The sequence below is a fragment of the Pseudomonas sp. PDM20 genome, assembly GCF_014852575.3.
In the GTDB taxonomy this organism is placed as follows: Bacteria; Pseudomonadota; Gammaproteobacteria; order Pseudomonadales; family Pseudomonadaceae; genus Pseudomonas.
In genome coordinates, this window is the sequence record NZ_CM181224.1 from 5573524 (window position 1) to 5599179 (window position 25656).

The following is a 25656-nucleotide window of genomic DNA, read 5'->3' on the forward strand; positions in this document are numbered from 1 at the left end:
AATCCGCGCTCTGGCGGCTCACTCAAATCGGGGAATGATGTTGGCCTTGTCGATCGAGTCGACCGGCAGCAGGTATTCATGGTCATCCACCAGGACCACCACATCCTGCTCCTCCACACCACGGAGAATGCCCTGGAAATTGCGACGCCTTTCGAAAGGCGTGCGCAGCTTGATCTTCACCTGCTCGCCGACGTAACGGGCGAACTGTTCGAGTGTGAAGAGCGGCCGATCCATACCGGGCGAAGACACCTCCAGGGTGTACTCGCCACTGATCGGGTCTTCCACGTCGAGGATGCCACTGATCTGACGACTGACAATTTCGCAGTCATCGACCAGGATGCCTTCGGCACGATCGATATAAACCCGGAGCAGGGAATGGCGACCTTGGGAAATGTACTCCAGGCCCCAGCACTCATAGCCGAGCGCTTCTACTACAGGGGCCAACAAGGCCTGCAACTGTTCTAGCTTGCTCGACACCTGATCGCCTCGCGTATGCTGTAGAAACAAAAAATGGGCGAAACGCCCATCCCTTAAGGACCGCCCTGATCTGGCGGCGCGGACTGTCCAGCTAGCAAAAAGCCCCTGAAAAGGGGCTCTGCCAAACTGGTTGCGGGAGCAGGATTTGAACCTACGACCTTCGGGTTATGAGCCCGACGAGCTACCAGACTGCTCCATCCCGCGTCAAAGCTGGTGCGAAATTATACGGTCGAGCCCCTTGAAGGTCAACCGAAACTCCGGAACGACAAGGCCCGCACTGCGGGCCTTTTCGTAATATGGTACCGAGGAGGGGACTCGAACCCCTACAGCCTATGGCCACTACCACCTCAAGGTAGCGTGTCTACCAATTCCACCACCTCGGCAAAAACTCTTGCCTGCTTACTTCTGCTCAGGAGCCGCCGGAACGTCGCCGTTACCGCCTGCAGGGGCTTGAGGTTGCCCTTGCGCGCCCGGCACATCGCTAGCTGCCGGAGCTTGTTCCTGCTTCTGCTCCATCACTGCCGGATCAGGAAGCCCAGCGTGACGAATCATATCAGCTTTTTCTTTAGCAAAATACGCTAAACCCAAGCTGGTAATAAAAAAAACTGCGGCCAGCACAGCGGTGAAGCGACTCAGGAAGGTAGCAGAACCCTGGCTACCGAAAACAGTACCCGAAGCGCCAGCACCAAACGACGCACCTGCGTCGGCACCCTTGCCTTGCTGAAGCAGGACCAGCACAACCAGACCCAGCGCCATCAGCAGGTGAATCACGATTACAACTGTTTCCAGCATCTTCAGTTTCCTGCGGCGCGACAGATCGCACCGAACTCATCTGCATTCAGGGAAGCTCCACCAATGAGCCCCCCATCGATATCCGGCATGCCGAAAAGCTCGACAGCGTTGGCGGCCTTGACACTACCGCCGTACAGGAGACGAAGGCCGCGAGCCACCTCTGCGTTCTCCGCCGAGATCTGCGCGCGAATCGCCGCATGTACTTCCTGGGCTTGCTCGGGAGAAGCGGTCAGCCCCGTCCCAATTGCCCACACCGGCTCGTAAGCCACAACGGCGCGGGAGAAAGCCCCGACACCGAGATCTTCGATCACCGAGCCCAACTGGCGCCCGACAACCTCAAGAGTCTTGCCCGCCTCACGCTGCTCGCGGGTCTCACCCACGCACAGGATCGGAATCAGGCCACACGACTGAACCGCCGCAAACTTGCGACTGATCACGCCATCGCTCTCACCCAGGATCAGGCGACGCTCGGAGTGACCGACCAGCACCAGCGAGCAACTCGCATCCGCCAACTGGCTGGCTGCGATCTCGCCCGTCAAGGCGCCCTGCATCGGCTCAACCGCGCAATTCTGCGCACCGACGGCAACCGCCTTTCCATCCAGGCCTTGTACGACCTGATTGATGTACAGACAGGGCGGAAACACCGCCACATCGACACCCGTGGGAAGAGCCAGTTGACGCAGGCCTTTGATCAGCTCCGTTACGCTGGAGCGGGTACCGTGCATTTTCCAATTACCGGCCACCAAGGGTCGACGCATGCTGTACCTCGCTGAGCAAAGTGGGCGCAGATATTACTCGACGCTTTGGGAACTGACAAGAGAAATCAAGCACATACCTCTGTAACGACTTTTGCCAGTTGCTCGGCATAGCCGCGAACGCGAGCCTCTTCGTCACCCTCGACCATCACCCGAACCAGCGGCTCGGTACCGGACTTGCGCAGCAGAACGCGGCCGCGCCCGGCCATTTCCTCGGTCACCTTGGCGCAAGCTTCCTTGACCGCCGGATGTTCCAGAGGATCGACGCCACCGCCAGCGAAACGCACGTTGATCAGCACCTGCGGGCACTTGCGAATGCCCATGCGCGCCTCGGCCAGGTTCTGCCCGCGGGTCTTGAGCGCCATCAGCACCTGCAGCGCCGCAATGATCGCATCGCCCGTGGTGGTGTGCTGGTAGCACACGACATGGCCGGAATTCTCGCCACCCAGTTGCCAGTTGCGCGACTGCAGCTCGGACATCACGTAACGGTCGCCCACCTTGGCGCGGGCGAAGGGAATATGCAGTTCCTGCAGAGCCAATTCGAGCCCCAGGTTGCTCATCAGGGTCCCGACCACGCCGCCATGCAGCTTGCCGCGATCGAGCATGTCACGGGCGATCAGGTAGAGAATCTCGTCGCCGTCGACGATGGTGCCGGTATGGTCGACCATCATCACCCGGTCGCCGTCGCCGTCGAAGGCGATACCGATATCCGCATGATTAGCCAGAACAGCTTCCTGCAGCGCCCCCATGTGGGTGGAACCGCAATTGTGGTTGATGTTCAGGCCGTTGGGCTCGGCGCCGATGACAAATACCTCGGCACCCAGCTCACGAAATACGTTGGGTGCGATCTTGTAGGTCGCGCCATGGGCGCAATCCAGCGCGATGCGCAGGCCGGCAAAACTGGTGTTCGAAGGCACGCTGCTCTTGCAGAACTCGATGTAGCGGCCGGCCGCGTCATTGATGCGCGAGACCTTGCCCAGACGGGCAGACTCGACCACGGTCATCGGCGCGTCGAGGAGCTCCTCGATGATCAGCTCGACCTCGTCGGGCAGCTTGGTGCCCTGGCCGGAGAAGAACTTGATGCCGTTGTCGTCATGGGGATTGTGCGAGGCACTGATGACGATGCCGGCTTCAGCATGGAAAGTGCGGGTCAGATAGGCGATGCCGGGCGTCGGCATAGGACCCAGCAGCATCACGTCGGCGCCGGCGGCAGACAAGCCAGCCTCCAGCGCGGATTCGAACATGTACCCGGAAATCCGCGTGTCCTTGCCGACGAGCACGCGGCATTTACCCTGCTGACGGAAGGCCATGCCCACCGCCCAGCCCAATTTGAGCACGAAGTCCGGCGTGATCGGCGGAGTGCCTACGCGCCCGCGAATTCCATCGGTGCCAAAATACTTCCTGCTCATGCGGGCATCCCCTCTTCCGTTGCACTTTCCACTGCGTGAATCATTCGAACCACATCCACGGTCTCGGCGACATCGTGGACGCGGATAATGCTGGCTCCCCTGGTGACCGCAAGGGCGGCCAGCGCCAGGCTGCCATAGAGACGCTCGCCCACCTCACGACCAAGCGCGCGCCCGACCATGCTCTTGCGCGAGACACCGACCAGCAGCGGGCACCCCAGGTCCATCAACCTGTCCATCTGTCGGAACAGATTCAGGTTGTGGCTCTGGGTCTTGGCGAAACCGAAGCCAGGATCGATGACGATCCGCTCGCGAGCAATGCCCACGGCTTCGCACAGCGCGATGCGTTCCTCAAGGAAGGCACGGACTTCCTGAAGGATATCCGGGTAACGCGGGTCGTCCTGCATGTTTCCCGGCTCACCGCGCATGTGCATCAGGCACACCGGGAGCCCGGTATCGACGGCAGCATCCAGGGCGCCGTCGCGCTGCAGTGAGCGTACGTCGTTGATCAGCCCGGCACCAAGGCGCGCGGTCTCGCGCATGACGGCCGGAGTGGAGGTATCCACCGAAATCACCACGTCCAGCTCGCGGGCAATGGCCTCGACCACCGGAGCGACACGTTCCAGCTCCTCGGTGGGCGAAACCACGCGAGCGCCCGGACGCGTCGACTCGCCGCCGATATCGATCAGCGTGGCGCCGGCCGCGACCATCTCCGCTGCGTGGCGCAACGCAGCATCGTGCTGGTTGAAGCGCCCGCCGTCGGAGAAGGAATCAGGGGTGACGTTGAGGATGCCCATGACGTGCGGGCGGCTTAAATCAAGAACCCGGTTGCCGCAAGGCAACCGGGTCGGGTGGTACAACGAACTCATTCAGTGCTCTCAGTGTTCGCCGGCGGGCCCGCCAATCGGGTTTTCCTGGCGACCTTCGTCGCGCGGCGAGGCAGCATTGCCGGAGGAACCGGAGTTGCCACCCTGCCAGTCACGCGGTTCGCGCGGAGTACGACCAGCCATGATGTCGTCGATCTGATCGGCATCGATGGTTTCGTACTTCATCAGCGCGTCGGCCATCATGTCGAGCTTGTCGCGGTTCTCTTCCAGCAGGCGCTTGGCGATGCCGTAGCAGTCGTCGATGATGCGACGCACTTCCTGGTCGATCAGCTTGGCGGTCTCACCCGAGATATTCGAGTGCTGGCCACCAGCGCTGCGGCCGAGGAAGACCTCGCCCTCCTCCTCCGCGTACATCAGCGGACCGAGCTTCTCCGACAGGCCCCACTTGGTCACCATGTTCCGCGCCAGCTGGGTGGCGCGCATGATGTCGTTGGAGGCACCGGTGGTGACACCCTCGAAGCCCAGGGTCATCTCTTCGGCGATACGGCCGCCGAACAGCGAGCAGATCTGGCTTTCCAGGGCACGCTTGGACAGGCTGTAGCGGTCCTCTTCCGGCAGGAACATGGTCACGCCCAGGGCGCGACCGCGCGGAATGATGGAAACCTTGTAGACCGGGTCGTGCTCCGGAACCAGGCGACCAACGATGGCGTGGCCTGCTTCGTGGAACGCGGTGTTCTTCTTCTCCTTCTCGGACATGACCATGGTCTTGCGCTCGGCGCCCATCATGATCTTGTCCTTGGCCAGCTCGAACTCACGCATGTCGACGATGCGCTTGTTGGAGCGGGCGGCGAACAGCGAAGCCTCGTTGACCAGGTTGGCCAGGTCGGCACCGGAGAAGCCGGGGGTACCGCGCGCGATCACGGCGGGATCAACGTTGTCGCCCAGCGGGACCTTGCGCATGTGCACTTTCAGAATCTGCTCGCGACCACGGATGTCCGGCAGACCGACCACCACCTGGCGGTCGAAGCGACCGGGACGCAGCAGCGCGGGGTCGAGCACGTCCGGACGGTTGGTCGCGGCGATGACGATGATGCCATCATTCATCTCGAAGCCATCCATCTCCACCAGCAACTGGTTGAGGGTCTGTTCGCGCTCGTCGTGACCGCCACCGAGGCCGGCGCCACGATGGCGACCGACGGCGTCGATCTCGTCGATGAAGATGATGCAGGGTGCGTGCTTCTTGGCCTGGTCGAACATGTCGCGAACGCGCGAGGCGCCTACGCCGACGAACATTTCCACGAAGTCCGAACCGGAAATGGTGAAGAACGGCACCTTGGCTTCGCCGGCGATCGCCTTGGCGAGCAGGGTCTTACCGGTACCGGGCGGGCCGACCATCAGCACGCCGCGCGGGATACGACCGCCCAGGCGCTGGAACTTGCCCGGATCGCGGAGGAATTCCACCAGCTCGCTGACCTCTTCCTTGGCCTCGTCGCAACCGGCGACGTCGGCGAAGGTGGTCTTCACCTGGTCTTCCGACAACAGGCGGGCCTTGCTCTTGCCGAAGCTCATCGGGCCGCCGCGTCCACCGCCGCCGCCCTGCATCTGGCGCATGAAGAACATGAAGACCGCAATGATCACCAGGATCGGGAAGCTCGCCACCAGCAGCTGGGTCCAGATGCTCTGCTGCTCGGGTTGCTTGCCTTCGATAACCACGTTGTTGTTGACCAGATCACCGATCAAGCCATTGTCAGCGATGGCCGGGCGGATGGTCTTGAAGGTGTCACCATCCTGGCGCTTGCCGGTGATGACCGCGCCGTCGACGGTTACGCGCTCGACCTTGCCGTCCTTCACCTGCTGGATGAAGTCGGAATAGTTGAGCGTCTGCGGCTCGCTCGGGCTGGAGAAGTTGTTCATCACGGTGACGAGTACCGCCGCGATGATCAGCCACAGAATCAGGTTCTTTGCCATGTCGTTCAATTGACTACCCTCTGAAGCCGGCTCCGCCCTGGAAACCGCTTCTCACGACGGCCAGACTCCTTCCGGCCAAAATTACTACACAACGCCCGCCGCCAGGCAGGCGCCGTCTGTAACCCTTTATGAACCCCGGCTTTCACCGGTACAAGCAAAACCTGCAAGGCATAGACCAGAAGCCTGCCCAATCATTCCAGTCTAGGCGCCGCGAAAGCCCCGTGCGAGCAGATACTGCTCCCGCGAACGGTCGCGGGACGACAGCGGTTTGCGCATCTGCACCTTCTCGAAGTTCTCGCGAACCATCTTGTGGTAAGCGTCGAAACCCTCACCCTGGAAAATCTTGATCAGGAAATCACCGCCCGGACGCAGTACACGGGTGCACAGGTCCAGGGCCAGCTCGCAGAGGAACATCGCACGAGGCATGTCCACGGCGGGCAGTCCACTCATATTGGGGGCCATATCGGAAATCACAAGGTCTACCGGATTTTCTCCGATGGCCTCGAGCAACTGGGCAAAGACCTCGTCCTCGGTGAAGTCACCCTGGATGAAGGTGACGTCCGGGATACTGTCCATCGGCAGGATGTCCGACGCGATCAGGGTGCCCTTGTCGCCAATTACCCGGCTGGTGACCTGCGACCAGCCGCCCGGCGCCGCGCCGAGGTCGACCACGGTCATGCCGGGGCGCAGGATGCGATCCTTCTCCTGGATTTCCAGCAGTTTGTAGCTGGCACGCGAGCGATAGCCGTCGCGCTGTGCCATCTTCACGTAAGGATCGTCGAAATGTTCTTTCAGCCAGCGATGGCTAGTCTTGGAACGGGCCACGTATTACCTCGTCTGAGCGGCATCCCGGTATAACCGAAACTCGGGTAGAATATCCGCCTTTTTTCCCAGGGGTCAGATTATGGCGCTCTCTCAGGAGCAGAAAAAGCAGTTCAAATCTATCGGGCATCACCTGAAACCCGTATTGACCGTTGCTGAAAACGGTCTTTCGGAAGGTGTGATGGCCGAGCTTGAGCGTGCGCTCAACGATCATGAACTGATCAAGGTGCAGTTCCGCATCACCGAACGCGACGATCGTCGTGCGCTGATCGACGAACTCTGCCAGAACGGCAGCTGCGAACTGGTTCAGTCCATTGGCAAGATGGCGCTGATCTATCGTCGCAATCCCAAGCCGAACAAGAACCTGTCGAACATCAGCCGCTTCAGCGGCCTCTGACAGTCAAGACCGGCAACGCGGAGCCGGCAAGGCTCCGCCGCGTCAGTTCCGCTCGTCCCGCCCGGGCGCCGGCTGCAACACCAGCAGCAAGCCACACAGCGCCACCACCAGGTAGTTGAACAGCAGCCAGCGCTGAGCATCCGGCGCTACCTGGCGCACCACGAAATAAGCCGCCGCCATCACCAGCACGGTCAGCAGCAACTGCCCCCGGGTTTCACGGGTGAAGGCAGCGAACCCGCGCGCCTGCCAGAGCACCAGAGCCTGGAGCAGCACGCAGAAACCCGCGAAGCCCAGCAGCAATGGCTTCAGCGCGTCGGCGACGGCTTCCACCAGCAGTGGCGCCAGGCCGATCTTGTCCAGTGCCGGCAACACCACGAACTGAAGCAGCCAGAGGCCGCCGACCCAGAATGTCTGGGCCAGCAGCCAACTGATGGTGCCTGCGCTCAGGGATTGCCGATCAGGCGTGGCGGACTTCAACGATCTCGTACTCGACGTCGCCGCCCGGAGTCTTGACCAGAACAGCGTCGCCTTCAGTCTTGCCGATCAGCGCACGGGCGATCGGCGAGTTGACCGAGATCTTGCTGTTCTTGATGTCCGCCTCGTCGTCGCCGACGATCTGGTAGGTCACCGTCTCGTCGGTCTCGACGTTGGCGATATCGACGGTGGTGCCGAAGATCACCTTGCCGCTGTGCGGAATGGTGGTCACGTCGATGATCTGCGCGTTGGACAGCTTGGCCTCGATGTCGCGGATGCGAGCTTCGGACATGCCCTGCTGTTCACGGGCCGCATGGTATTCGGCGTTTTCCTTGAGGTCGCCCAGTTCACGCGCTTCGGCGATGGCCTGGGTGATCTGCGGGCGCAGAACGGTCTTCAGGTACTTCAGTTCTTCTTCCAGGGCGCGAGAGCCCTGGACGGTCATTGGAAATTTGCTCATGCGTTGATTCCTGCATGGAGATCCTGCAGACGGCGAACGGTCTTCTCGGGACCGAACTTGAGCGCCTCACAGATCGCCTGCCCCGCCGCAATGGTGGTGGTGCAGTAGATCTTGTGCTGCAGGGCGTTACGACGGATGGAATAGGAGTCAGCGATGGACTGGCGGCCTTCGGTGGTGTTGATGATCAGGGTGACTTCGTCATTCTTGATCATGTCGACCACGTGAGGACGGCCCTCGGTCACCTTGTTCACGCGACGTACCGGCAGACCGGCAGCCTCGATCACCTTGGCGGTACCAGCAGTGGCAACCACCTCGAAGCCCAGCGCGACCAGGTCGCGGGCGACCTGAACGGCTTGCGGCTTGTCGTCCTCGCGGACGCTGATGAAGGCGCAACCGGCATTCGGCAGGATTTCGCTGGCGCCCAACTGGGCCTTGGCGAATGCCTCACCGAAGCTGTCGCCGACACCCATCACCTCGCCAGTGGATTTCATCTCTGGGCCGAGGATCGGGTCGACGCCGGGGAACTTGGCGAACGGGAACACCGCTTCCTTGACGCTATAGTACGGCGGGATCACCTCCTGGGTGAAGCCGACTTCGGCCAGGGACTTGCCAGCCATGACGCGGGCCGCAACCTTGGCCAGCGATTCGCCGATGCACTTGGAGACGAACGGTACGGTACGGGACGCGCGCGGGTTCACCTCGATCACGTAGATGTCTTCGCCCTGCACGGCCATCTGCACGTTCATCAGGCCGACCACGCCGAGCTCCAGGGCCATCTTCTTGACCTGCTCGCGGATCTCGTCCTGGATGTGCTGCGGCAGCGAGTACGGCGGCAGCGAGCAGGCGGAGTCACCGGAGTGCACGCCGGCCTGTTCGATGTGCTGCATGATCGCGCCGATCACCACGGTCTCGCCGTCGCACACCGCATCGATGTCGACCTCGATGGCGCAGTTGAGGAAGCGGTCCAGCAGCACCGGGCTGTCGTTGGAAACCTTCACGGCCTCGCGCATGTAGCGCTTGAGCTCTTCTTCCTGGTAGACGATTTCCATCGCGCGGCCGCCCAGTACGTAGGACGGGCGCACCACCATCGGGTAGCCGATGTTCTTCGACAGCTCCAGGGCCTGGTCTTCGCTGCGCGCGGTGGCGTTGGCCGGCTGGCGCAGGTTCAGGCGCTGCACCATGTGCTGGAAGCGCTCACGGTCTTCGGCGCGATCGATGGCGTCCGGGCTGGTGCCAATGATCGGCACGCCGGCTTCTTCCAGGGCGCGGCAGAGTTTCAGCGGGGTCTGGCCGCCGTACTGCACGATCACACCCTTGGGCTGCTCGACGCGGACGATTTCCAGCACGTCTTCCAGGGTCACCGGCTCGAAGTAAAGGCGATCGGACGTGTCGTAGTCGGTGGAGACGGTCTCCGGGTTGCAGTTGACCATGATGGTCTCGTAACCGTCTTCACGCATGGCCAGTGCGGCATGTACGCAGCAGTAGTCGAACTCGATGCCCTGGCCGATACGGTTCGGACCGCCGCCCAGGATCATGATCTTGTCGCGAGTCGACGGATTGGCTTCGCACTCTTCCTCGTAGGTCGAGTACATGTAGGCGGTGTCGGTGGCGAATTCGGCGGCGCAGGTGTCCACGCGCTTGTACACCGGCAGCACCTTGAGCTTGTGGCGATGGTTGCGCAGGTTCTTCTCGGTCACACCCAGCAGGGTGGCCAGGCGGGCGTCAGAGAAGCCCTTGCGCTTGAGCTTGTACATCAGCTCGCGGTCGATGGCGGACAGACCCAGGGTCTTGACGCGCTCTTCATCCTTGACCAGGTCTTCGATCTGCACCAGGAACCACTCGTCGATGCGGGTCAGGTCGAAGACTTCGGCGATGCTCTTGCCAGCACGGAAGGCGTCGGCGACGTACCAGATGCGGTCGGCATTGGGCACGGTCAGCTCGCGCTTGAGGATGCTCTCGGCTTCCGGGTTGCTCAGGTCGAGCTTCGGATCGAAACCGGTGGCGCCGACTTCCAGGCCGCGCAGGGCTTTCTGCACGGACTCCTGGAAGGTACGACCGATGGCCATGACTTCGCCCACGGATTTCATCTGGGTGGTCAGGCGGGCGTCGGCTTTCGGGAATTTCTCGAAGGCGAAACGCGGGATCTTGGTGACGACGTAGTCGATCGCCGGCTCGAAGGACGCCGGGGTGCGGCCGCCGGTGATGTCGTTCTGCAGTTCGTCGAGGGTGTAGCCGACCGCCAGCTTGGCGGCGATCTTGGCGATCGGGAAGCCGGTGGCCTTGGAGGCCAGCGCCGAGGAACGAGATACACGCGGGTTCATCTCGATCACGACCATGCGGCCGGTGTTCGGGCAGATGCCGAACTGCACGTTCGAACCGCCGGTTTCCACGCCGATCTCACGCAGCACCGCCAGGGAGGCGTTGCGCATGATCTGGTATTCCTTGTCGGTCAGGGTCTGTGCCGGCGCCACGGTGATCGAGTCACCGGTGTGCACGCCCATCGGGTCGAAGTTCTCGATGGCGCAGACGATGATGCAGTTGTCCTTCTTGTCACGGACAACCTCCATCTCGTATTCCTTCCAGCCGATCAGCGATTCGTCGATCAGCAGCTCGTTGGTCGGCGACAGGTCCAGACCACGGGTGCAGATTTCCTCGAATTCTTCGCGGTTGTAGGCGATGCCGCCGCCGGTACCGCCCATGGTGAAGGACGGACGGATGATGCACGGGAAGTTGACCTTCTCCAGCACGCCGTAGGCTTCTTCCATGGTGTGGGCGATGCCCGAGCGCGGGCAGGCCAGGCCGATGTCACGCATCGCCTTGTCGAAGCGCGAACGGTCTTCGGCCTTGTCGATGGTGTCGGCGTTGGCGCCGATCATTTCCACGCCGAACTGCTCGAGCACGCCGTGGCGCTCCAGGTCCAGGGCGCAGTTCAGAGCGGTCTGGCCGCCCATGGTCGGCAGCAGCGCGTCAGGGCGCTCCTTCTCGATGATCTTGGCGACGGTCTGCCACTTGATCGGCTCGATGTAGGTGGCGTCGGCCATGGCCGGGTCGGTCATGATGGTGGCCGGGTTGGAGTTCACCAGGATGACACGGAAGCCTTCTTCCTTCAGGGCCTTGCAGGCCTGTGCGCCGGAGTAGTCGAACTCGCAGGCCTGGCCGATGACGATCGGGCCGGCGCCGAGGATCAGGATGCTCTTGATGTCTGTACGCTTGGGCATGGGACTCTCGTTGCAATATTCAGGAAAGGGTTGCGCTGGCCAGCTTCACGCCAAAGCCGACGAACAGGGCGCCGACGCCACTCGAGGCGCCGGCAGCCAGCCGTTGCCGCCGACGGAACCAGGCCGCCAGACGCACACCGGAGAAAATCAGGAAACTCAGGTACAGGGCGCTGATGATCTCGAGGATCGTACCCAGCACCAGGAACGACAGGCCGGGGTAGGCGTAACCCGGGTCGACGAACTGGATGAAGAAGGAAATGAAGAAGAGGATCGCCTTGGGGTTGGACAGGCTCAGCAGCAGCGCCTTGCGGAACGGCTGGTTGACGTCCACTTCCTTCGCCGGCGCGGCGGCTGCCTCCAGCGGGTGGCGCAGCTTCTGCCAACCACCGCGGAGCATGCCGATCCCCAGATAGAACAGGTACGCGGCGCCGACGTACTTCAGGCCCAGGAACAGCATCGGCTCGGCCTTGAGGACCGAGGCAATACCCAGCGCCGACAGGAACATCAGGATCGCATCACCGAGGAACACCGCACTCGCCGCCCGGTAGCCCGAAGCCACGCCGCGCTGGGCGGCGGTGGCGAGGACAAACAGCGAGTTCGGCCCCGGCAGCAGGACGATGAACAACGTACCCAGGACATAGGTCCAGAGATCGGTGATTCCCAGGGTCGGCATCATCTTCTTCTACCTCTTCGAGCTCGTACTCAGCGGCGCTCGGCCATCGCCGCGATGAAGCGGTCGAACAGCGGAGCCACGTCGTGCGGGCCTGGGCTGGCTTCCGGGTGGCCCTGGAAGCTGAAGGCCACCTTGTCGGTGCGCTCGATACCCTGCAGGGTGCCATCGAACAGCGACTTGTGGGTGGCGCGCAGGTTGGCCGGCATGCTGCCTTCATCGACGGCGAAACCGTGGTTCTGGCTGGTGATCATCACCACGCCCGAATCCAGGTCCTGCACCGGGTGGTTGGCACCGTGGTGGCCGTGCCCCATCTTCAGGGTCTTGGCGCCGGAGGCCAGGGCCAGCAGTTGGTGACCGAGGCAGATGCCGAAGACCGGGATCTCGGTATCAAGGAACTCGCGAATGGCCTGGATGGCGTAGTCGCACGGCTCGGGGTCGCCAGGGCCGTTGGAGAGGAAGATGCCGTCCGGGTTCAGGGCGAGCACTTCGCTGGCCGGAGTCTGTGCCGGTACCACGGTCAGGCGGCAGCCACGGGCAACCAGCATGCGCAGGATGTTCAGCTTGACGCCGAAATCGTAGGCGACCACATGGTACGGCAAGTCGGCGGCGGCGATTTCCGGATGGCTGTCGGTTTCCAGGTTCCACACGCTGGAACGCCACTCGTAACGCTCGGTGGAGGAAACGACCTTGGCCAGGTCCATGCCTTTCAGTCCCGGGAAGCCGCGCGCCAGTTCGAGGGCTTTTTCCTCGGTGGCGTCGTCGCCAGCCAGGATGCAGCCGTTCTGCGAACCTTTCTCGCGCAGGATACGGGTCAGGCGGCGGGTATCGATGCCGGCGATGGCAACGGTGCCGTTCTCTTTCAGGTAGTCCGGCAGGGACTGCTTGTCGCGCCAGCTGCTGGAGAGCAGCGGCAGGTCACGGATGATCAGGCCGGCAGCCCAGACCTTGTTCGACTCGGCGTCTTCAGGCGTAGTGCCGGTGTTGCCGATGTGCGGGTAGGTCAGGGTGACGATCTGTTGGGCGTAGGAAGGATCGGTGAGGATTTCCTGGTAGCCGGTCATGGCGGTGTTGAACACCACCTCTCCGACGGTCTGGCCGTCGGCGCCGATGGCTTCACCGCGAAAAACGCTGCCGTCGGCAAGTGCAAGTATGGCTGGCTTAGTCAAGAAGACCTCCCGTAGTTCAAGCCTGGCTGGGCGTGCGCAGATTGTAAAAAAGCGGGATGACATCAGAAGAAGTCATCCCGCTTTTTATGTGATCATGCTGCGCTACTTTTAGTGGACACACTAAAGCTGTAGTTTACAGAAATGCGACATCATGGTCCACCTTTTGCACGACGTACGGCCATGCCACTCAGCGCAGGCCGAGAACATCCTGCATGTCGTACAGGCCGTTGGCCTGCCCATCCAGCCACTGCGCAGCACGCACGGCACCGCGAGCAAAGGTCATGCGGCTCGAAGCCTTGTGGGTGATTTCCACGCGCTCGCCATCGGCGGCGAACAGCACGGTGTGATCGCCCACCACGTCGCCGGCACGCACGGTGGCGAAGCCGATGGTCTCGCGCGGACGCGCACCGGTCTGGCCTTCGCGACCGTACACGGCCACTTTCTCCAGATCACGACCCAGCGCATTGGCAACTACTTCGCCCATGCGCAGCGCGGTACCGGACGGCGCGTCGACCTTGTGGCGGTGGTGCGCTTCGAGGATCTCGATATCCACGTCGTCGCCCAGAACACGGGCGGCGGTGTCGAGCAGCTTCAGGCAGAGGTTCACGCCGACGCTGTAGTTGGCCGCGAAGACGATCGGGATTTCCTTCGCTGCTTCGCTGAGCAGTTCCTTCTCTGCGGTGGAGAGCCCGGTGGTGCCGATGACCATGGCCTTGCCGGCCTTGCGGCAGACTTCCAGGTTCTTCAGGGTCACGGTCGGGTGGGTGAAGTCGATCAGCACGTCGAACTCGTCGACCACCTTCGCCAGGTCGCCCGACAGCGGAACGCCGATACGACCCAGGCCGGCCAGCTCACCCGCATCGGCGCCCACCAGGGTGCTGTCCGGACGGTCGACCGCCGCAGTCAGGCCGGCACTGCCATTGGTCTGCTGGACCGCTTCGATCAGGGTCTTGCCCATGCGCCCGGCGGCGCCCATTACGGCTATACGTCGCATATAAAACAGCTCCAAAGCTTAAAAAGCCCCGGACGATTCGCACCGCCGGGGCCTTGCATCATAGATCGTCGAAGAAGCGCTTCATGCCTTCGAACCAGCCACTGGCCTTCGGCGAGTGGGAAGAGTTGCCCTGCAGGGTATTGCGGAACTCTTCGAGCAGCTCGCGCTGGCGCTTGTCCAGGTTGACCGGAGTCTCGACGACGACGCGGCACATCAGATCGCCAGCACCACCGCCGCGCACCGGGGCAACGCCCTTGCCGCGCAGGCGGAACAGCTTGCCGGTCTGGGTACCCTCGGGGATCTTCAGCTTCACGCGGCCGTCCAGGGTCGGCACTTCCAGCTCGCCACCCAGGGCCGCGTCAGCGAAGCTGATCGGCACTTCGCAGTACAGGTGCTTGCCGTCGCGCTGGAAGATGTCGTGCTCGCGCACGTTCACCACCACATACAGGTCACCCGCCGGGCCACCATGGGCGCCGGCTTCGCCTTCGCCAGTCAGGCGAATGCGGTCACCGGTATCGACGCCGGCCGGCACTTTCACCGACAGGGTCTTGTGCTCTTCCACACGCCCCTGGCCGTGGCACGAGCCACAGGGGTCAGTGATCATCTTGCCGCTGCCATGGCAACGCGGGCAGGTCTGCTGCACCGAGAAGAAGCCCTGCTGCATGCGCACCTGACCGATACCGCCACAGGTAGTACAGGTGACCGGCGTGGTGCCGGGCTTGGCGCCGCTGCCGCTGCAGGTCTTGCAACCGACCAGGGTGGGAACGCGGATGGTCACGGTGGTACCGCGAACCGCGTCTTCCAGGTCCAGGTCGAGGGTGTAGCGCAGGTCGGCGCCGCGCGCCGGGCCGCCACGGGAGCCGCCGCGTCCGCCGCTGCCACCGAAGAAGTCGCTGAAGACATCACCGAAGATGTCCGAGAAGCTCGCGCCACCGAAGCCCGCACCGCCGCCACCCATCTGCGGGTCGACGCCGGCATGGCCGTACTGATCGTAAGCCGCGCGCTTGCTGGCGTCGGACAGGACCTCGTAAGCCTCGTTGGCCTCCTTGAATTTGTCCTCGGCTTCCTTGTCGCCGGGATTGCGGTCCGGGTGGAACTTCATGGCGAGCCGGCGATAGGCCTTCTTCAGGTCCGCTTCGCTGGCGCCGCGTTCGACACCCAGTACCTCGTAAAAATCACGTTTGGCCATAAATTCTTTGCACCTTGAAAACCTTTCCCCCAGACACGCCAACGCGGGAGCAAGCCCCCGCGTGACGTTTCATGCGCACCGACACGCTGGTCGGTGCGCCGGGGCGGAAGTAAGCACGCGGCTTACTTGTTCTCCTTGACCTCTTCGAACTCGGCGTCGACGACATCGTCGCCAGCCTTGTCGTCAGCGGTTTCGCCCTGAGCGGCAGCACCCGGCTGCGGCTGTTCGGCGTACATCTTCTGCGCCAGCGGAGTGGATGCCTGGGACAGCGCATTCATCTTCGCTTCGATCTCGGCCTTGTCGTCGCCCTTCACGGCAACTTCCAGCTCGCCCAGCGCCTTGTCGATGGCAGCCTTCTCTTCGGCAGTGGCCTTGTCGCCAGCCTCGGTGACCATCTTGCGAGTCGCGTGGACCAGCGCATCACCCTGGTTGCGGGCAGCGGCCAGTTCCTCGAACTTGCGGTCTTCCTCGGCATTCGCCTCGGCGTCGCGGACCATCTGCTGGATCTCGTCTTCGGACAGACCCGAAGAAGCCTTGATCACGATGGACTGCTGCTTGCCGGTGGCCTTGTCTTTCGCACCAACGTGCAGGATGCCGTTGGCGTCGATATCGAAGGTCACTTCGATCTGCGGCACACCGCGCGGAGCCGGCGGGATGTCGGCCAGGTCGAACTTGCCCAGCGACTTGTTCTGGCCGGCTTGCTTGCGCTCGCCTTGCAGCACATGGATGGTCACAGCGCCCTGGTTGTCATCGGCAGTGGAGAACACCTGCGACTTCTTGGTCGGGATGGTGGTGTTCTTGTCGATCAGCGCGGTCATCACGCCACCGAGGGTTTCGATACCCAGGGTCAGCGGGGTGACGTCGAGCAGCAGCACGTCCTTCACGTCACCGGCCAGAACGGCGCCCTGGATCGCAGCACCCATGGCAACGGCTTCGTCCGGGTTGACGTCCTTGCGCGCTTCCTTGCCGAAGAACTCGGCAACGGTCTTCTGCACCAGCGGCATGCGGGTCTGGCCGCCGACCAGGATCACTTCGTCGATCTTCGACACGTCCAGGCCTGCGTCCTTCAGCGCAACGCGGCACGGCTCGATGGTACGGGTGACCAGGTCTTCCACCAGGGACTCCAGCTTGGCGCGGGAAACCTTGACGTTCAGGTGTTTCGGGCCGGAAGCGTCAGCGGTGACGTACGGCAGGTTGACGTCGGTCTGCTGGGTCGAGGACAGCTCGATCTTGGCCTTCTCGGCAGCTTCCTTCAGGCGCTGCATGGCCAGCGGGTCGCCCTTGAGGTCCATGCCGGATTCTTTCTTGAATTCTTCGACGAGGTAGTCGATCAGGCGCAGGTCGAAGTCTTCACCACCCAGGAAGGTGTCACCGTTGGTGGCCAGCACTTCGAACTGGTGCTCGCCATCGACTTCGGCGATTTCGATCACGGAAACGTCGAAGGTGCCGCCGCCCAGGTCGTAGACGATGATGGTGTGGTCGCCCTTGGCCTTGTCCAGGCCATAGGCCAGCGCCGCCGCGGTCGGCTCGTTGATGATGCGCTTGACGTCCAGACCGGCGATGCGACCGGCGTCCTTGGTGGCCTGACGCTGGCTGTCGTTGAAGTAGGCCGGAACGGTGATGACCGCTTCGGTGACCGGCTCGCCCAGGTAGTCCTCGGCGGTCTTCTTCATCTTCTTCAGGACTTCGGCGGAGACCTGCGGCGGAGCCATCTTCTGGCCCTTGGCCTCGACCCACGCGTCGCCGTTGTCAGCCTTGACGATCTTGTAAGGCACCATCTTGATGTCTTTCTGCACGACGTCTTCTTCGAAGCGACGGCCGATCAGGCGCTTTACGGCGTACAGGGTGTTGGTCGGGTTGGTCACGGCCTGGCGCTTCGCCGGCTGACCTACCAGGATTTCGCCGTCGTTGGCGTAGCCGATGATCGACGGGGTGGTACGAGCGCCTTCGGCGTTCTCGATGACCTTGACGTTACCGTTCTCCAGGATGGACACACAGGAGTTGGTGGTCCCCAGGTCGATACCAATGATTTTGCCCATATTTCACTCTCCAGAAATTAGATTCCGCGCTGACCCTGTTGCGGGTCTTTGGCTCGGTTGATTACCCAGATGGGGACCGGGTGGTGGATTTCAAGCCTTCTCGTCGATCGAAGGCGGAGTTTGTTCCGGTGCCTTGCTGACCACGACCATGGCCGGACGCAGCAGGCGACCGTTGAGCAGGTAGCCCTTCTGGAACACCTTGACCACGCTGCCCGGCTCGAGACGAATGCTCTCTTCCATGGCCATGGCCTGGTGGTGTTCGGGGTTGAACGGCTCGCCGTGCGGGTCGACCGGCTCGAGGTTGTAGCGCTTCAGCGTGTCGTGGAACATCTTCAGCGTCAGTTCGATGCCTTCACGCATCGGCTTGATCACTTCGTCTTCCGGGTTCGACATCTCCAGCGCGCGCTCGAGGGTATCGACGATCGGCAGCAGGTCGCCGGCGAATTTCTCCAGGGCGAACTTGTGCGCCTTCTCCACGTCCTGCTCGGCACGGCGGCGGACGTTCTGCAGTTCGGCGACGGCGCGCAGGCTCTGGTCCTTCGCCGCGGCTACCTGTTCTTCCAGTTCCAGCACGCGGGCGTTCAGATCCCCGGTAGCGCCGGTGTCCGGCTGCTCGTTGAACTGGGAATCCTGAGTCTGTTGTTCGTCAGACATGCCACTCTCCTAAAAAAGAAAATAAGCCTTTGAAAACAAGGCGAACCCTATGGTCCGCGGCTCTGCCGTGTATATGGGGCGGAAATCCCCGAGTTCAAGGGCACCCACTTCAGGAGCTCCTCCGGGCGACGAGAGAAAATTGCCAGCGCCTGAAAATACTGTATAAATAACCAGACCTTTCTGCGGAGCCGCCGCCATGCTGGTTCATCTGTCCGTGCACAACTACGCCATCGTCGAGCACCTCGATCTCGAGCTCGCCGCCGGCATGACCGTGATCACCGGCGAAACCGGCGCCGGCAAGTCGATCATGCTCGACGCTCTCGGCCTCGCCCTGGGCGACCGCGCCGACAGCGGCGTAGTCCGCCCAGGCTCGGACAAGGCCGACATTCTCGCCAGCTTCGATGTCAGCGCGATTGCCGAAGCCCGTGACTGGCTCGCCGAGCGCGATCTGGAGCAGGACGGCCCGTGCATCCTGCGCCGGGTGATCACCGCCGAAGGCCGCTCCCGCGCCTACATCAACGGCACGCCCTGCCCGCTGGGCGACCTCAAGCACCTGGGCGAGCTGCTGATCGACATCCACAGCCAGCACGAGCACCAGTCACTGCTCAAGGCCGACACCCACCGCCGCCTGCTCGATGAATTCGCCGGCAGCCAGGACCTGGCGCGCCAGGTGCACCTCGCCGCCCAGCGCTGGAAGCAGACCCGCCAGGAGCTGGACCGCCTGTCGCGCAATGGCGACGAGCAACGCGCCCGCCACCAATTGCTCAGCTACCAGCTGGAAGAGCTGGAAAACCTCGGCCTGGGCGACAACGAACTGGAGTCGCTGGAAGCCGAACACAAGACCCAGAGCAACGCCGGCAGCCTGATCGCCGCCTGCCGCCAGGTCGTCGAGTTGTGCAGCGAAAGCGATGCCGGCAACGTGCTGTCGGCGCTGACCTCCAGCCTCAACCGCCTCACCGCTTTCCCGAGCCAGCCGACCGCACTGGGCGAAGCGGTGAACCTGCTGTCCAGCGCGCAGATCCAGGTGGAAGAAGCCATCGGCGAGCTGAACCGCTTCGTCGACCACTTCGACGCCGACCCGATGCGCCTGCAGCAACTCGAAGAACGCATGGACGCCATCTATAGCCTCGCGCGCAAACACCGCGTGCAGCCCCACGAGCTGCAGGACCTGCAGCAGCGCCTGCTGGACGAACTGGAAGCGCTGAACGCCGACGACGAAGCCGTGGAGCGCCTGGGCGACGAACTGGCCGCCTACGCCCGCCACTATCAGGAGAAAGCCGACGAACTCAGCCGTATCCGCCAGGATGCCGCACCGAAGCTGGCCAAGGCCGTGGAAGTGGAGATGCAGCGCCTGGGCATGCCCGGCGGGCGCTTCGCCATCGAACTGCGCCAGTCCAGCTCGGATGAGCCGCAGGCCAGCGGCCTGGAGCAGTTGGAGTTCCTGGTCAGCGCCAACCCCGGCCAGCCGATGAAGGGCTTGGCCAAGGTCGCTTCGGGCGGCGAATTGTCACGCATCAGCCTGGCGATCCAGGTGATCACCGCGCAGACCTCGCGCATTCCCACGCTGGTCTTCGACGAAGTGGACGTCGGCATCGGCGGCCCCACCGCCGAAGTGGTCGGCCAGTTGCTGCGCCGCCTCGGCGATCGCGGCCAGGTGCTGACCGTCACCCACCTGCCGCAGGTTGCTGCCCAGGGCCATCAGCACCTGTTCGTGCACAAGGACCGCGACACCAGCGAAACCCGCACCGCCGTGGCCAACCTTAAGAAGGCCGAGCGCATCGAGGAAATCGCCCGCATGCTCGGCGGCGTCGATCTGACCAAGGAATCCCTGGCCCACGCCCGCAAGATGGTGGATTCGGCCGTACAAGGCTGAGGCATGCCCCCTTGAAAGCCGCACAAACGAAAACGGCGACCCGAGGGTCGCCGTTTCTGCATCCACGTACGCTTACTTCTTCTTGCGTACGTAGAGCACCAGGTTGTGATCGACGAGCTCGAAGCCGCGCTCCTTGACGATCTCCTTCTGGCGTTTCTCGATTTCCGAGTCCATGAACTCGATGACTTCGCCGGTATCGACGCAGACCATGTGGTCATGGTGACCGCTGTCGGCCAGTTCGAAGACGGCATGGCCGCCATCGAAGTTGTGGCGCACCACCAGGCCGGCGGCTTCGAACTGGGTCAGGACGCGGTAGACGGTGGCCAGACCGACGTCTTCACCCGCCTCCATCAGCGCTTTGTAAACATCCTCTGCGCTCATGTGGCGCTGCTCGGCGGAATCGAGCATCTGGAGGATCTTGACGCGCGGCAGTGTGACCTTAAGTCCGGCTTTGCGCAGTTCGCTATTTTCAACCATGTGTGCTTTCTCGGCGCGGAATGCTTCGCAGCATCTCTCAATACAGGTATGATCGGGATTTCGTCGCTCAGCCAAGATAGTGGAAGTCACCCCTTGATGCAAAACGCCAAGCTCATGCTGACCAGTCTCGCTTTCGGGCTGGGACTCGCCGCACTCGCCGGTTGCTCGTTCCCGGGGGTCTACAAGATCGACATCCAGCAGGGCAACGTTGTAACGCAGGATATGATAGACCAGTTGAAGCCCGGAATGACCCGGCGCCAAGTGCGGTTTATCATGGGCAACCCCCTGATCGTGGATACCTTCCACCCCAATCGCTGGGACTACCTCTACAGCATCCAGCCCGGCGGCGGTCAGCGCCAGCAGGAGCGCATGAGCCTGTACTTCGGCGAGAACGACCAGCTGGTCGGTCTGAATGGCGACTTCATGCCCGGCGTCAGCCGCGACGAGTCGATCCTCGGCAAGGAAGGCACCCCGGCAACTTCGCCGTCGCAGCCGACCCAGCAGCAGCCCGAACAGCCCAAGGAAGAACCGGCCAAGCCCGGCTCCGTGGAAGAGCAGATCCAGAAGGAAGTCGACCAGGTGGAAACCGTGCCGGTCCCGACTCCGGAACCGCTGGACAAGAATCCGCAGTAAGGGATTCGCGCCAACGAAAAAGCCCGGCCAATGCCGGGCTTTTTGTTGCCTGCGCTTTCAGCACACAAGAATCAGCAGCGCAGAAGATTCAGCCGCGCGCTGCCTTGGCCCGCGCAGCCCGCTGCTTGCGTACTTCCTTGGGATCGACGATCAGCGGGCGGTAGATTTCCACTCGTTCGCCCTCCTCCAGCACACGTTCCTCGGGCCGGGCCACCGCCTTGCCGAAGATACCCAGCGGGCAATCCTGTACATCCAGGCCAGGAAATTGCGCAGCGATGCCCGACAACAACACCGCTTCGCGCATCCGCGTGCCGCGCGGAACACTCAGGCGCAGCAGCGCCTGCTTCTCCGGCAACGCGTAGACGACCTCGATGGCGATGCTCGCGGATTCAGCCATGCAGCTGCTTGGCGCGCTGGCAGAAGGCGTCGACCATGGTGTTCGCCGCCTGGGTGAACAGCGGGCCGAGGGTGGCTTTCACCAGGGCGCCGGCGTAGTCGAAGGTCAGGTCGAGGGAAATCTTGCAGGCCTTGTCGCCCAGCGCCTTGAAGGTCCACACGCCGTGCAGCTGGGAAAACGGGCCTTCCTCGAGATTCATCTCGATGCTCTGCCCCGGCACCAGCGCATTACGCGTGGTGAAGCGCTGGGTGATGCTGCCCTTGGCCACGGTCAGCTCAGCGCGCATGGCCGTATCGCTGGCCTCCAGCACGGTGGAGGCGGAACACCAGGGCAGGAACTCCGGGTAGCGCGCCACATCGTTGACCAGGTCGTACAGCGCCTTCGCCGGATAGGGCAGCAGCGCCGAACGCTGGATATGCGTGCTCATAGACGTCTCGCTTGGTTGTGGGGCGTTTCATACGCCCGCTGCTCAAAAAAACAGCGCGCATTGTCCGAGATTAGCCACACACCCTCAAGCTTGCATGCCGTCGCACGTTGTCCCGATAGCGGCGCGGCGAGCGACTCCCTATAATGCGCGGCCTATGGCTAAACAGAAGAAACACCCTTCGGGGACCATCGCGCAGAACAAGAAGGCTCTGCACGACTACTTCATCGAGCAGCGCTTCGAGGCGGGCGTCGCCCTGGCCGGCTGGGAAGTGAAAAGCCTGCGCGCCGGCAAGGCGCAGCTGGTGGACAGCTACGTGCTGCTCAAGGATGGCGAAGCCTGGCTGCTGGGCAGCCACATCACGCCGCTGACCACTGCCAGCACCCACGTCATCGCCGACCCGGTGCGCACGCGCAAGCTGCTGCTGCACAAGCGCGAGCTGGGCAAGCTGTTCGGTGCCGTGCAGCAGAAAGGCTACGCCTGCGTCGCGCTGTCGATGTACTGGAAGAAGCACCTGATCAAGTGCGAGATCGCACTGGCCAAGGGCAAGAAAGAGTACGACAAGCGCGGCACCGAGAAGGAGCGCGACTCCGACCGGGAAATCCAGCGCGCCATTCGTCACGGCAAGGACGACTGAGCCCGTTCGCGCCCTCCTGCGAGGGCGCGTTGCCGGTCAGGCGTCCACCGCGCCCTGGCGTCGCTGTGCCCGTTGCAGGCGCAATTCCTTCGCCTGCACCTCGGCCAGCACTTCCTGCACGTAGTCGATATGCCGCTGGGAAATCTCCCGCGCCGCTTCCGCGTGCCCGCCGATAATCGCCTCGTACAACTCGCGGTGCTGACGCATCAGCTGCTCGCGGGTCTCGTCACGCTGCGCGTACATCCCGCCAATGTTGGTCACCACGTTGCGCTTGAGCAGGTCGAACAGGCCGCGAATGGTGTGCAGCAACACGGCATTGTGGCTGGCCTCGGCGATGGCCAGGTGGAAGGCCGCATCCGCCGCGCCCTCTTCCGCACGACTGACCTTCCCCACCCGCTGATAGCAATCCTGCAACGCATCGAACGCCTGTTTCAGGCGCTGGTGATCCACCTCGGTCGCGCGTTGCGCCGCGTAGAAGGCGCAGGAGCCTTCCAGGGTATGGCGAAATTCCAGCAGGTCGCGCTGGGCCTCCGGGTTGCTCTCCAGCAGGTGCAGCAGCGGATCGCTGAACATCGAGCCCAACCCCTCGCTGACGTAGTTGCCACCGCCCTGACGACTGACCAGCAGACCCTTGGCGCCGAGCTTCTGGATCGCCTCGCGCAGTGACGGCCGCGAGACGCCGAACTGTTCGGCCAGCACGCGCTCGGCAGGCAGTCGCGCGCCAGCCTTGAGAGTGCCCTCGAGGATCATCGCCTCCAGCCGCTCGACGATATCGTCCGACAGACGGCGCTGCTTGACCTGACCAAAACTCATGCGGGTGAACTCCTTCGCTCTCTCACTCTGGGCCGCGACCTGCGCGGCGCGCGGCAGCCTAACCAGTGCCGCCGCCGGCAACAAGACCAGCGCAACTTTCCGACCACGCTCGACAAAAGTCGCAGGGCAGCAAATTGACACGCCGCCAGCAGGGCTTTTACCCTGAGCGCTCGGCTTTGTAAATTGGTCATACCAATTTACCGAAAGTCGGATTGCACGACAACACATGCACGAAAAACAACAAGCCGCGATCAGTCGACCGTCTGCCCAACGCGCCACAAGCGCATCGGAATCGCCCGACCGGCAACCAGGCCCTCCACCCAAAAACAATTAGGGAGCCAACCAGATGCAAACCTGGCAGCAGATCTACACCCCGCTCGGCAGCCTCGGCCTGTCCGCGCTGGTCGCCGTCATTCCGATCGTGTTCTTCTTCCTCGCCCTCGCCGTGTTCCGCCTCAAGGGCCACGTCGCCGGCAGCATTACCCTCGCCCTCTCGATCATCATCGCCATCGCCGCCTTCGGCATGCCCGCCGACATGGCCATCGCCGCCGCCGGTTATGGCTTCGCCTACGGCCTGTGGCCAATCGCCTGGATCATCGTCGCGGCGGTGTTCCTCTACAAACTCACGGTCAAGAGCGGCCAGTTCGAGGTGATCCGCAGCTCGGTGCTGTCGATCACCGGCGACCAGCGCCTGCAGGTGCTGCTGATCGGCTTCTCCTTCGGCGCCTTCCTCGAAGGTGCGGCGGGCTTCGGCGCGCCGGTGGCGATCACCGCCGCCCTGCTGGTCGGCCTGGGCTTCAATCCGCTGTATGCCGCGGGCCTGTGCCTGATCGCCAACACTGCGCCGGTCGCCTTCGGCGCCCTGGGCATCCCGATCATCGTGGCGGGCCAGGTCACCGGCATCGACGCGTTCAAGATCGGCGCAATGACCGGCCGCCAGCTGCCGTTCCTGTCGATCCTCGTGCCGTTCTGGCTGGTGTTCATGATGGACGGCCTCAAGGGCGTGAAGGAAACCTGGCCGGCCGCCCTGGTCGCTGGCGGCAGCTTCGCCATCACCCAGTACTTCACCTCCAACTTCATCGGCCCGGAACTGCCGGACATCACCTCCGCCCTGGTCAGCCTGATTTCCCTGACCCTGTTCCTGAAAGTCTGGCAACCCGCCAGCGAGCGCGAAGTGGTCGCCACCGCCGGCGGCGCCGCCGTCATGGGCGGCAACGGCCCGCGCAGCGCCGAGCCCACCCCCTACAGCTTCGGCGAAATCCTCAAGGCCTGGTCGCCCTTCCTGGTGCTGACCGTCATGGTCACCATCTGGACGCTGAAGCCGTTCAAGGCGCTCTTCGCTCCGGGCGGCGCGCTGTACAACCTGGTGTTCAACTTCGCCATCCCGCACCTCGACCAGATGGTGGTGAAGACCGCGCCCATCGTCGCCAACCCGACGCCGATCGCCGCCGTGTTCAAACTGGACCCGGTCTCGGCCACCGGCACCGCGATCTTCCTCTCCGCCGTGATCTCGATGTTCGTCCTGCGCATCAGCGCGAAAACTGGTCTGACCACCTTCAAGGAGACCCTGGTCGAGCTGAAGTGGCCGATCCTCTCCATCGGCATGGTCCTGGCCTTCGCCTTCGTCACCAACTACTCGGGCATGTCCACCACCCTGGCGCTGGTCCTGGCCGGCACCGGTGCGGCGTTCCCGTTCTTCTCGCCGTTCCTCGGCTGGCTGGGCGTGTTCCTGACCGGTTCGGATACCTCCTCCAACGCCCTGTTCAGCTCGCTGCAGTCCACCACCGCACACCAGATCGGGGTCAATGACACCCTGCTGGTGGCCGCCAACACCAGCGGCGGCGTGACCGGCAAGATGATCTCGCCGCAATCCATCGCCGTGGCCTGCGCCGCCACCGGCATGGTCGGCAAGGAATCCGATCTGTTCCGCTTCACCCTCAAGCACAGCCTGATGTTCGCCGCCATTGTGGGTCTGATCACCCTGGCCCAGGCCTACATCTTCACCGGCATGCTGGTTCACTAAGGCAAGACCCGACTCCGCGCCTGCGCGCGGAGATCCGTCCAAAGCAGCTAAGGTCTTTCGAGGTCACC

25 protein-coding genes and 2 tRNA genes are annotated in these 25656 nt (G+C 63.1%); 5 read left to right on the plus strand and 22 right to left on the minus strand.

From position 1 onward, the window contains the following. Nucleotides 1–18 precede the first annotated feature (18 nt). The 9 genes from rimP to rlmE form a co-directional block, all read right to left on the minus strand. Nucleotides 19–477: a ribosome maturation factor RimP gene (gene rimP, locus IB261_RS25655; RefSeq protein ID WP_045216751.1), complete on the minus strand. Its 459-nt coding sequence runs from the start codon at nucleotides 475–477 to the stop codon at nucleotides 19–21. 127 nt (nucleotides 478–604) lie between these two features. After that, nucleotides 605–681, minus strand: a tRNA-Met gene (locus IB261_RS25660). Nucleotides 682–774: 93 nt separating this feature from the next. After that, a tRNA-Leu gene (locus IB261_RS25665) sits at nucleotides 775–860 on the minus strand. 16 nt (nucleotides 861–876) lie between these two features. Then, nucleotides 877–1269, minus strand: a complete 393-nt coding sequence (gene secG / locus IB261_RS25670) for a preprotein translocase subunit SecG (protein ID WP_081520701.1) — start codon at nucleotides 1267–1269, stop codon at nucleotides 877–879. Between the two features lie 2 nt (nucleotides 1270–1271). Further along, nucleotides 1272–2027 (minus strand): triose-phosphate isomerase, encoded by a 756-nt coding sequence (gene tpiA / locus IB261_RS25675; protein ID WP_192225371.1) that lies wholly within the window; start codon nucleotides 2025–2027, stop codon nucleotides 1272–1274. A gap of 65 nt (nucleotides 2028–2092) precedes the next feature. Continuing rightward, on the minus strand, nucleotides 2093–3433 hold the full coding sequence (gene glmM / locus IB261_RS25680) for a phosphoglucosamine mutase (protein WP_081520699.1): 1341 nt from the start codon (nucleotides 3431–3433) through the stop codon (nucleotides 2093–2095). Then, the gene (folP, locus tag IB261_RS25685; protein ID WP_192383821.1) at nucleotides 3430–4299 is read right to left on the minus strand and encodes a dihydropteroate synthase; all 870 of its coding nucleotides are present in this window, start codon (nucleotides 4297–4299) and stop codon (nucleotides 3430–3432) included. The genes glmM and folP overlap by 4 nt, the downstream gene beginning before the upstream one ends. 9 nt (nucleotides 4300–4308) lie before the next feature. Continuing rightward, nucleotides 4309–6225 carry an ATP-dependent zinc metalloprotease FtsH gene (gene ftsH / locus IB261_RS25690; protein WP_192383820.1) on the minus strand — a complete coding sequence of 639 codons (1917 nt, stop codon included), beginning with the start codon at nucleotides 6223–6225 and terminating at the stop codon, nucleotides 4309–4311. Nucleotides 6226–6426: 201 nt separating this feature from the next. After that, nucleotides 6427–7050, minus strand: a complete 624-nt coding sequence (gene rlmE / locus IB261_RS25695; RefSeq protein WP_045216738.1) for a 23S rRNA (uridine(2552)-2'-O)-methyltransferase RlmE — start codon at nucleotides 7048–7050, stop codon at nucleotides 6427–6429. Nucleotides 7051–7129: 79 nt separating this feature from the next. Between rlmE and IB261_RS25700 the strand changes: the two genes are divergently transcribed. Then, complete coding sequence (locus tag IB261_RS25700) at nucleotides 7130–7444, plus strand: YhbY family RNA-binding protein (protein WP_015478938.1); 315 nt, start codon at nucleotides 7130–7132, stop codon at nucleotides 7442–7444. 42 nt (nucleotides 7445–7486) lie between these two features. Here the strand turns inward: IB261_RS25700 and IB261_RS25705 are convergent, their stop codons facing one another. The 9 genes from IB261_RS25705 to grpE form a co-directional block, all read right to left on the minus strand. Next, entirely contained in the window at nucleotides 7487–7891 is a 405-nt protein-coding gene (locus IB261_RS25705) for a DUF4149 domain-containing protein (RefSeq protein ID WP_081520743.1), read from the minus strand. 10 nt (nucleotides 7892–7901) lie between these two features. Further along, complete coding sequence (gene greA / locus IB261_RS25710; RefSeq protein ID WP_081520695.1) at nucleotides 7902–8378, minus strand: transcription elongation factor GreA; 477 nt, start codon at nucleotides 8376–8378, stop codon at nucleotides 7902–7904. Next, complete coding sequence (gene carB, locus IB261_RS25715; protein WP_081520694.1) at nucleotides 8375–11596, minus strand: carbamoyl-phosphate synthase large subunit; 3222 nt, start codon at nucleotides 11594–11596, stop codon at nucleotides 8375–8377. Before carB ends, greA begins: the two co-directional genes overlap by 4 nt. A gap of 19 nt (nucleotides 11597–11615) precedes the next feature. Next, nucleotides 11616–12269 (minus strand): leucine efflux protein LeuE, encoded by a 654-nt coding sequence (leuE, locus tag IB261_RS25720; RefSeq protein WP_026079047.1) that lies wholly within the window; start codon nucleotides 12267–12269, stop codon nucleotides 11616–11618. A gap of 29 nt (nucleotides 12270–12298) precedes the next feature. Continuing rightward, the gene (carA, locus tag IB261_RS25725) at nucleotides 12299–13435 is read right to left on the minus strand and encodes a glutamine-hydrolyzing carbamoyl-phosphate synthase small subunit (protein WP_081520693.1); all 1137 of its coding nucleotides are present in this window, start codon (nucleotides 13433–13435) and stop codon (nucleotides 12299–12301) included. 187 nt (nucleotides 13436–13622) lie between these two features. Beyond that, nucleotides 13623–14429, minus strand: coding sequence for a 4-hydroxy-tetrahydrodipicolinate reductase (gene dapB / locus IB261_RS25730; RefSeq protein WP_192383819.1), 807 nt, complete (start codon nucleotides 14427–14429; stop codon nucleotides 13623–13625). Between the two features lie 58 nt (nucleotides 14430–14487). Beyond that, complete coding sequence (dnaJ, locus tag IB261_RS25735) at nucleotides 14488–15618, minus strand: molecular chaperone DnaJ (RefSeq protein WP_081520691.1); 1131 nt, start codon at nucleotides 15616–15618, stop codon at nucleotides 14488–14490. 122 nt (nucleotides 15619–15740) lie between these two features. After that, entirely contained in the window at nucleotides 15741–17657 is a 1917-nt protein-coding gene (gene dnaK / locus IB261_RS25740; RefSeq protein ID WP_081520690.1) for a molecular chaperone DnaK, read from the minus strand. A gap of 90 nt (nucleotides 17658–17747) precedes the next feature. Beyond that, nucleotides 17748–18311: a nucleotide exchange factor GrpE gene (gene grpE / locus IB261_RS25745; RefSeq protein ID WP_081520689.1), complete on the minus strand. Its 564-nt coding sequence runs from the start codon at nucleotides 18309–18311 to the stop codon at nucleotides 17748–17750. Between the two features lie 196 nt (nucleotides 18312–18507). On the opposite strand from grpE, the gene recN reads away from it, so the two are divergent. Next, the gene (recN, locus tag IB261_RS25750; protein ID WP_151188371.1) at nucleotides 18508–20184 is read left to right on the plus strand and encodes a DNA repair protein RecN; all 1677 of its coding nucleotides are present in this window, start codon (nucleotides 18508–18510) and stop codon (nucleotides 20182–20184) included. A gap of 72 nt (nucleotides 20185–20256) precedes the next feature. On the opposite strand, the gene fur is transcribed toward recN, so the two are convergent. After that, nucleotides 20257–20661 (minus strand): ferric iron uptake transcriptional regulator, encoded by a 405-nt coding sequence (gene fur, locus IB261_RS25755; RefSeq protein ID WP_009613072.1) that lies wholly within the window; start codon nucleotides 20659–20661, stop codon nucleotides 20257–20259. A gap of 96 nt (nucleotides 20662–20757) precedes the next feature. Between fur and IB261_RS25760 the strand changes: the two genes are divergently transcribed. Continuing rightward, the gene (locus IB261_RS25760) at nucleotides 20758–21294 is read left to right on the plus strand and encodes an outer membrane protein assembly factor BamE (RefSeq protein WP_081520687.1); all 537 of its coding nucleotides are present in this window, start codon (nucleotides 20758–20760) and stop codon (nucleotides 21292–21294) included. 88 nt (nucleotides 21295–21382) lie between these two features. Here the strand turns inward: IB261_RS25760 and IB261_RS25765 are convergent, their stop codons facing one another. Both IB261_RS25765 and IB261_RS25770 read right to left on the minus strand, forming a co-directional pair. Next, nucleotides 21383–21691, minus strand: a complete 309-nt coding sequence (locus IB261_RS25765; RefSeq protein WP_081520686.1) for an RnfH family protein — start codon at nucleotides 21689–21691, stop codon at nucleotides 21383–21385. Beyond that, nucleotides 21684–22118 (minus strand): type II toxin-antitoxin system RatA family toxin, encoded by a 435-nt coding sequence (locus IB261_RS25770; RefSeq protein ID WP_081520685.1) that lies wholly within the window; start codon nucleotides 22116–22118, stop codon nucleotides 21684–21686. Before IB261_RS25770 ends, IB261_RS25765 begins: the two co-directional genes overlap by 8 nt. Nucleotides 22119–22272: 154 nt before the next feature. Here IB261_RS25770 and smpB point away from each other — a divergent pair, with 154 nt between their 5' ends. Further along, entirely contained in the window at nucleotides 22273–22752 is a 480-nt protein-coding gene (gene smpB, locus IB261_RS25775; RefSeq protein ID WP_017518965.1) for an SsrA-binding protein SmpB, read from the plus strand. Nucleotides 22753–22788: 36 nt separating this feature from the next. On the opposite strand, the gene IB261_RS25780 is transcribed toward smpB, so the two are convergent. After that, entirely contained in the window at nucleotides 22789–23565 is a 777-nt protein-coding gene (locus tag IB261_RS25780; RefSeq protein ID WP_192383818.1) for an FCD domain-containing protein, read from the minus strand. Nucleotides 23566–23911: 346 nt separating this feature from the next. On the opposite strand from IB261_RS25780, the gene IB261_RS25785 reads away from it, so the two are divergent. Further along, the gene (locus tag IB261_RS25785; protein ID WP_192383817.1) at nucleotides 23912–25588 is read left to right on the plus strand and encodes a lactate permease LctP family transporter; all 1677 of its coding nucleotides are present in this window, start codon (nucleotides 23912–23914) and stop codon (nucleotides 25586–25588) included. Nucleotides 25589–25656: the final 68 nt, after the last annotated feature.

Coding starts and splice junctions, on each gene's coding strand:
- dapB (WP_192383819.1), bottom strand. CDS start 14,429: ATGCGACGTATAGCCGTAATGGGCGCCGCCGGGCGCATGGGCAAGACC.
- tpiA (WP_192225371.1), bottom strand. CDS start 2,027: ATGCGTCGACCCTTGGTGGCCGGTAATTGGAAAATGCACGGTACCCGC.
- IB261_RS25700 (WP_015478938.1), top strand. CDS start 7,130: ATGGCGCTCTCTCAGGAGCAGAAAAAGCAGTTCAAATCTATCGGGCAT.
- glmM (WP_081520699.1), bottom strand. CDS start 3,433: ATGAGCAGGAAGTATTTTGGCACCGATGGAATTCGCGGGCGCGTAGGC.
- IB261_RS25780 (WP_192383818.1), bottom strand. CDS start 23,565: ATGAGTTTTGGTCAGGTCAAGCAGCGCCGTCTGTCGGACGATATCGTC.
- dnaJ (WP_081520691.1), bottom strand. CDS start 15,618: ATGGCCAAACGTGATTTTTACGAGGTACTGGGTGTCGAACGCGGCGCC.
- greA (WP_081520695.1), bottom strand. CDS start 8,378: ATGAGCAAATTTCCAATGACCGTCCAGGGCTCTCGCGCCCTGGAAGAA.
- IB261_RS25770 (WP_081520685.1), bottom strand. CDS start 22,118: ATGAGCACGCATATCCAGCGTTCGGCGCTGCTGCCCTATCCGGCGAAG.
- IB261_RS25760 (WP_081520687.1), top strand. CDS start 20,758: ATGCAAAACGCCAAGCTCATGCTGACCAGTCTCGCTTTCGGGCTGGGA.
- dnaK (WP_081520690.1), bottom strand. CDS start 17,657: ATGGGCAAAATCATTGGTATCGACCTGGGGACCACCAACTCCTGTGTG.
- folP (WP_192383821.1), bottom strand. CDS start 4,299: ATGAGTTCGTTGTACCACCCGACCCGGTTGCCTTGCGGCAACCGGGTT.
- IB261_RS25765 (WP_081520686.1), bottom strand. CDS start 21,691: ATGGCTGAATCCGCGAGCATCGCCATCGAGGTCGTCTACGCGTTGCCG.
- secG (WP_081520701.1), bottom strand. CDS start 1,269: ATGCTGGAAACAGTTGTAATCGTGATTCACCTGCTGATGGCGCTGGGT.
- smpB (WP_017518965.1), top strand. CDS start 22,273: ATGGCTAAACAGAAGAAACACCCTTCGGGGACCATCGCGCAGAACAAG.
- carB (WP_081520694.1), bottom strand. CDS start 11,596: ATGCCCAAGCGTACAGACATCAAGAGCATCCTGATCCTCGGCGCCGGC.
- fur (WP_009613072.1), bottom strand. CDS start 20,661: ATGGTTGAAAATAGCGAACTGCGCAAAGCCGGACTTAAGGTCACACTG.
- leuE (WP_026079047.1), bottom strand. CDS start 12,269: ATGCCGACCCTGGGAATCACCGATCTCTGGACCTATGTCCTGGGTACG.
- ftsH (WP_192383820.1), bottom strand. CDS start 6,225: ATGGCAAAGAACCTGATTCTGTGGCTGATCATCGCGGCGGTACTCGTC.
- grpE (WP_081520689.1), bottom strand. CDS start 18,311: ATGTCTGACGAACAACAGACTCAGGATTCCCAGTTCAACGAGCAGCCG.
- recN (WP_151188371.1), top strand. CDS start 18,508: ATGCTGGTTCATCTGTCCGTGCACAACTACGCCATCGTCGAGCACCTC.
- IB261_RS25785 (WP_192383817.1), top strand. CDS start 23,912: ATGCAAACCTGGCAGCAGATCTACACCCCGCTCGGCAGCCTCGGCCTG.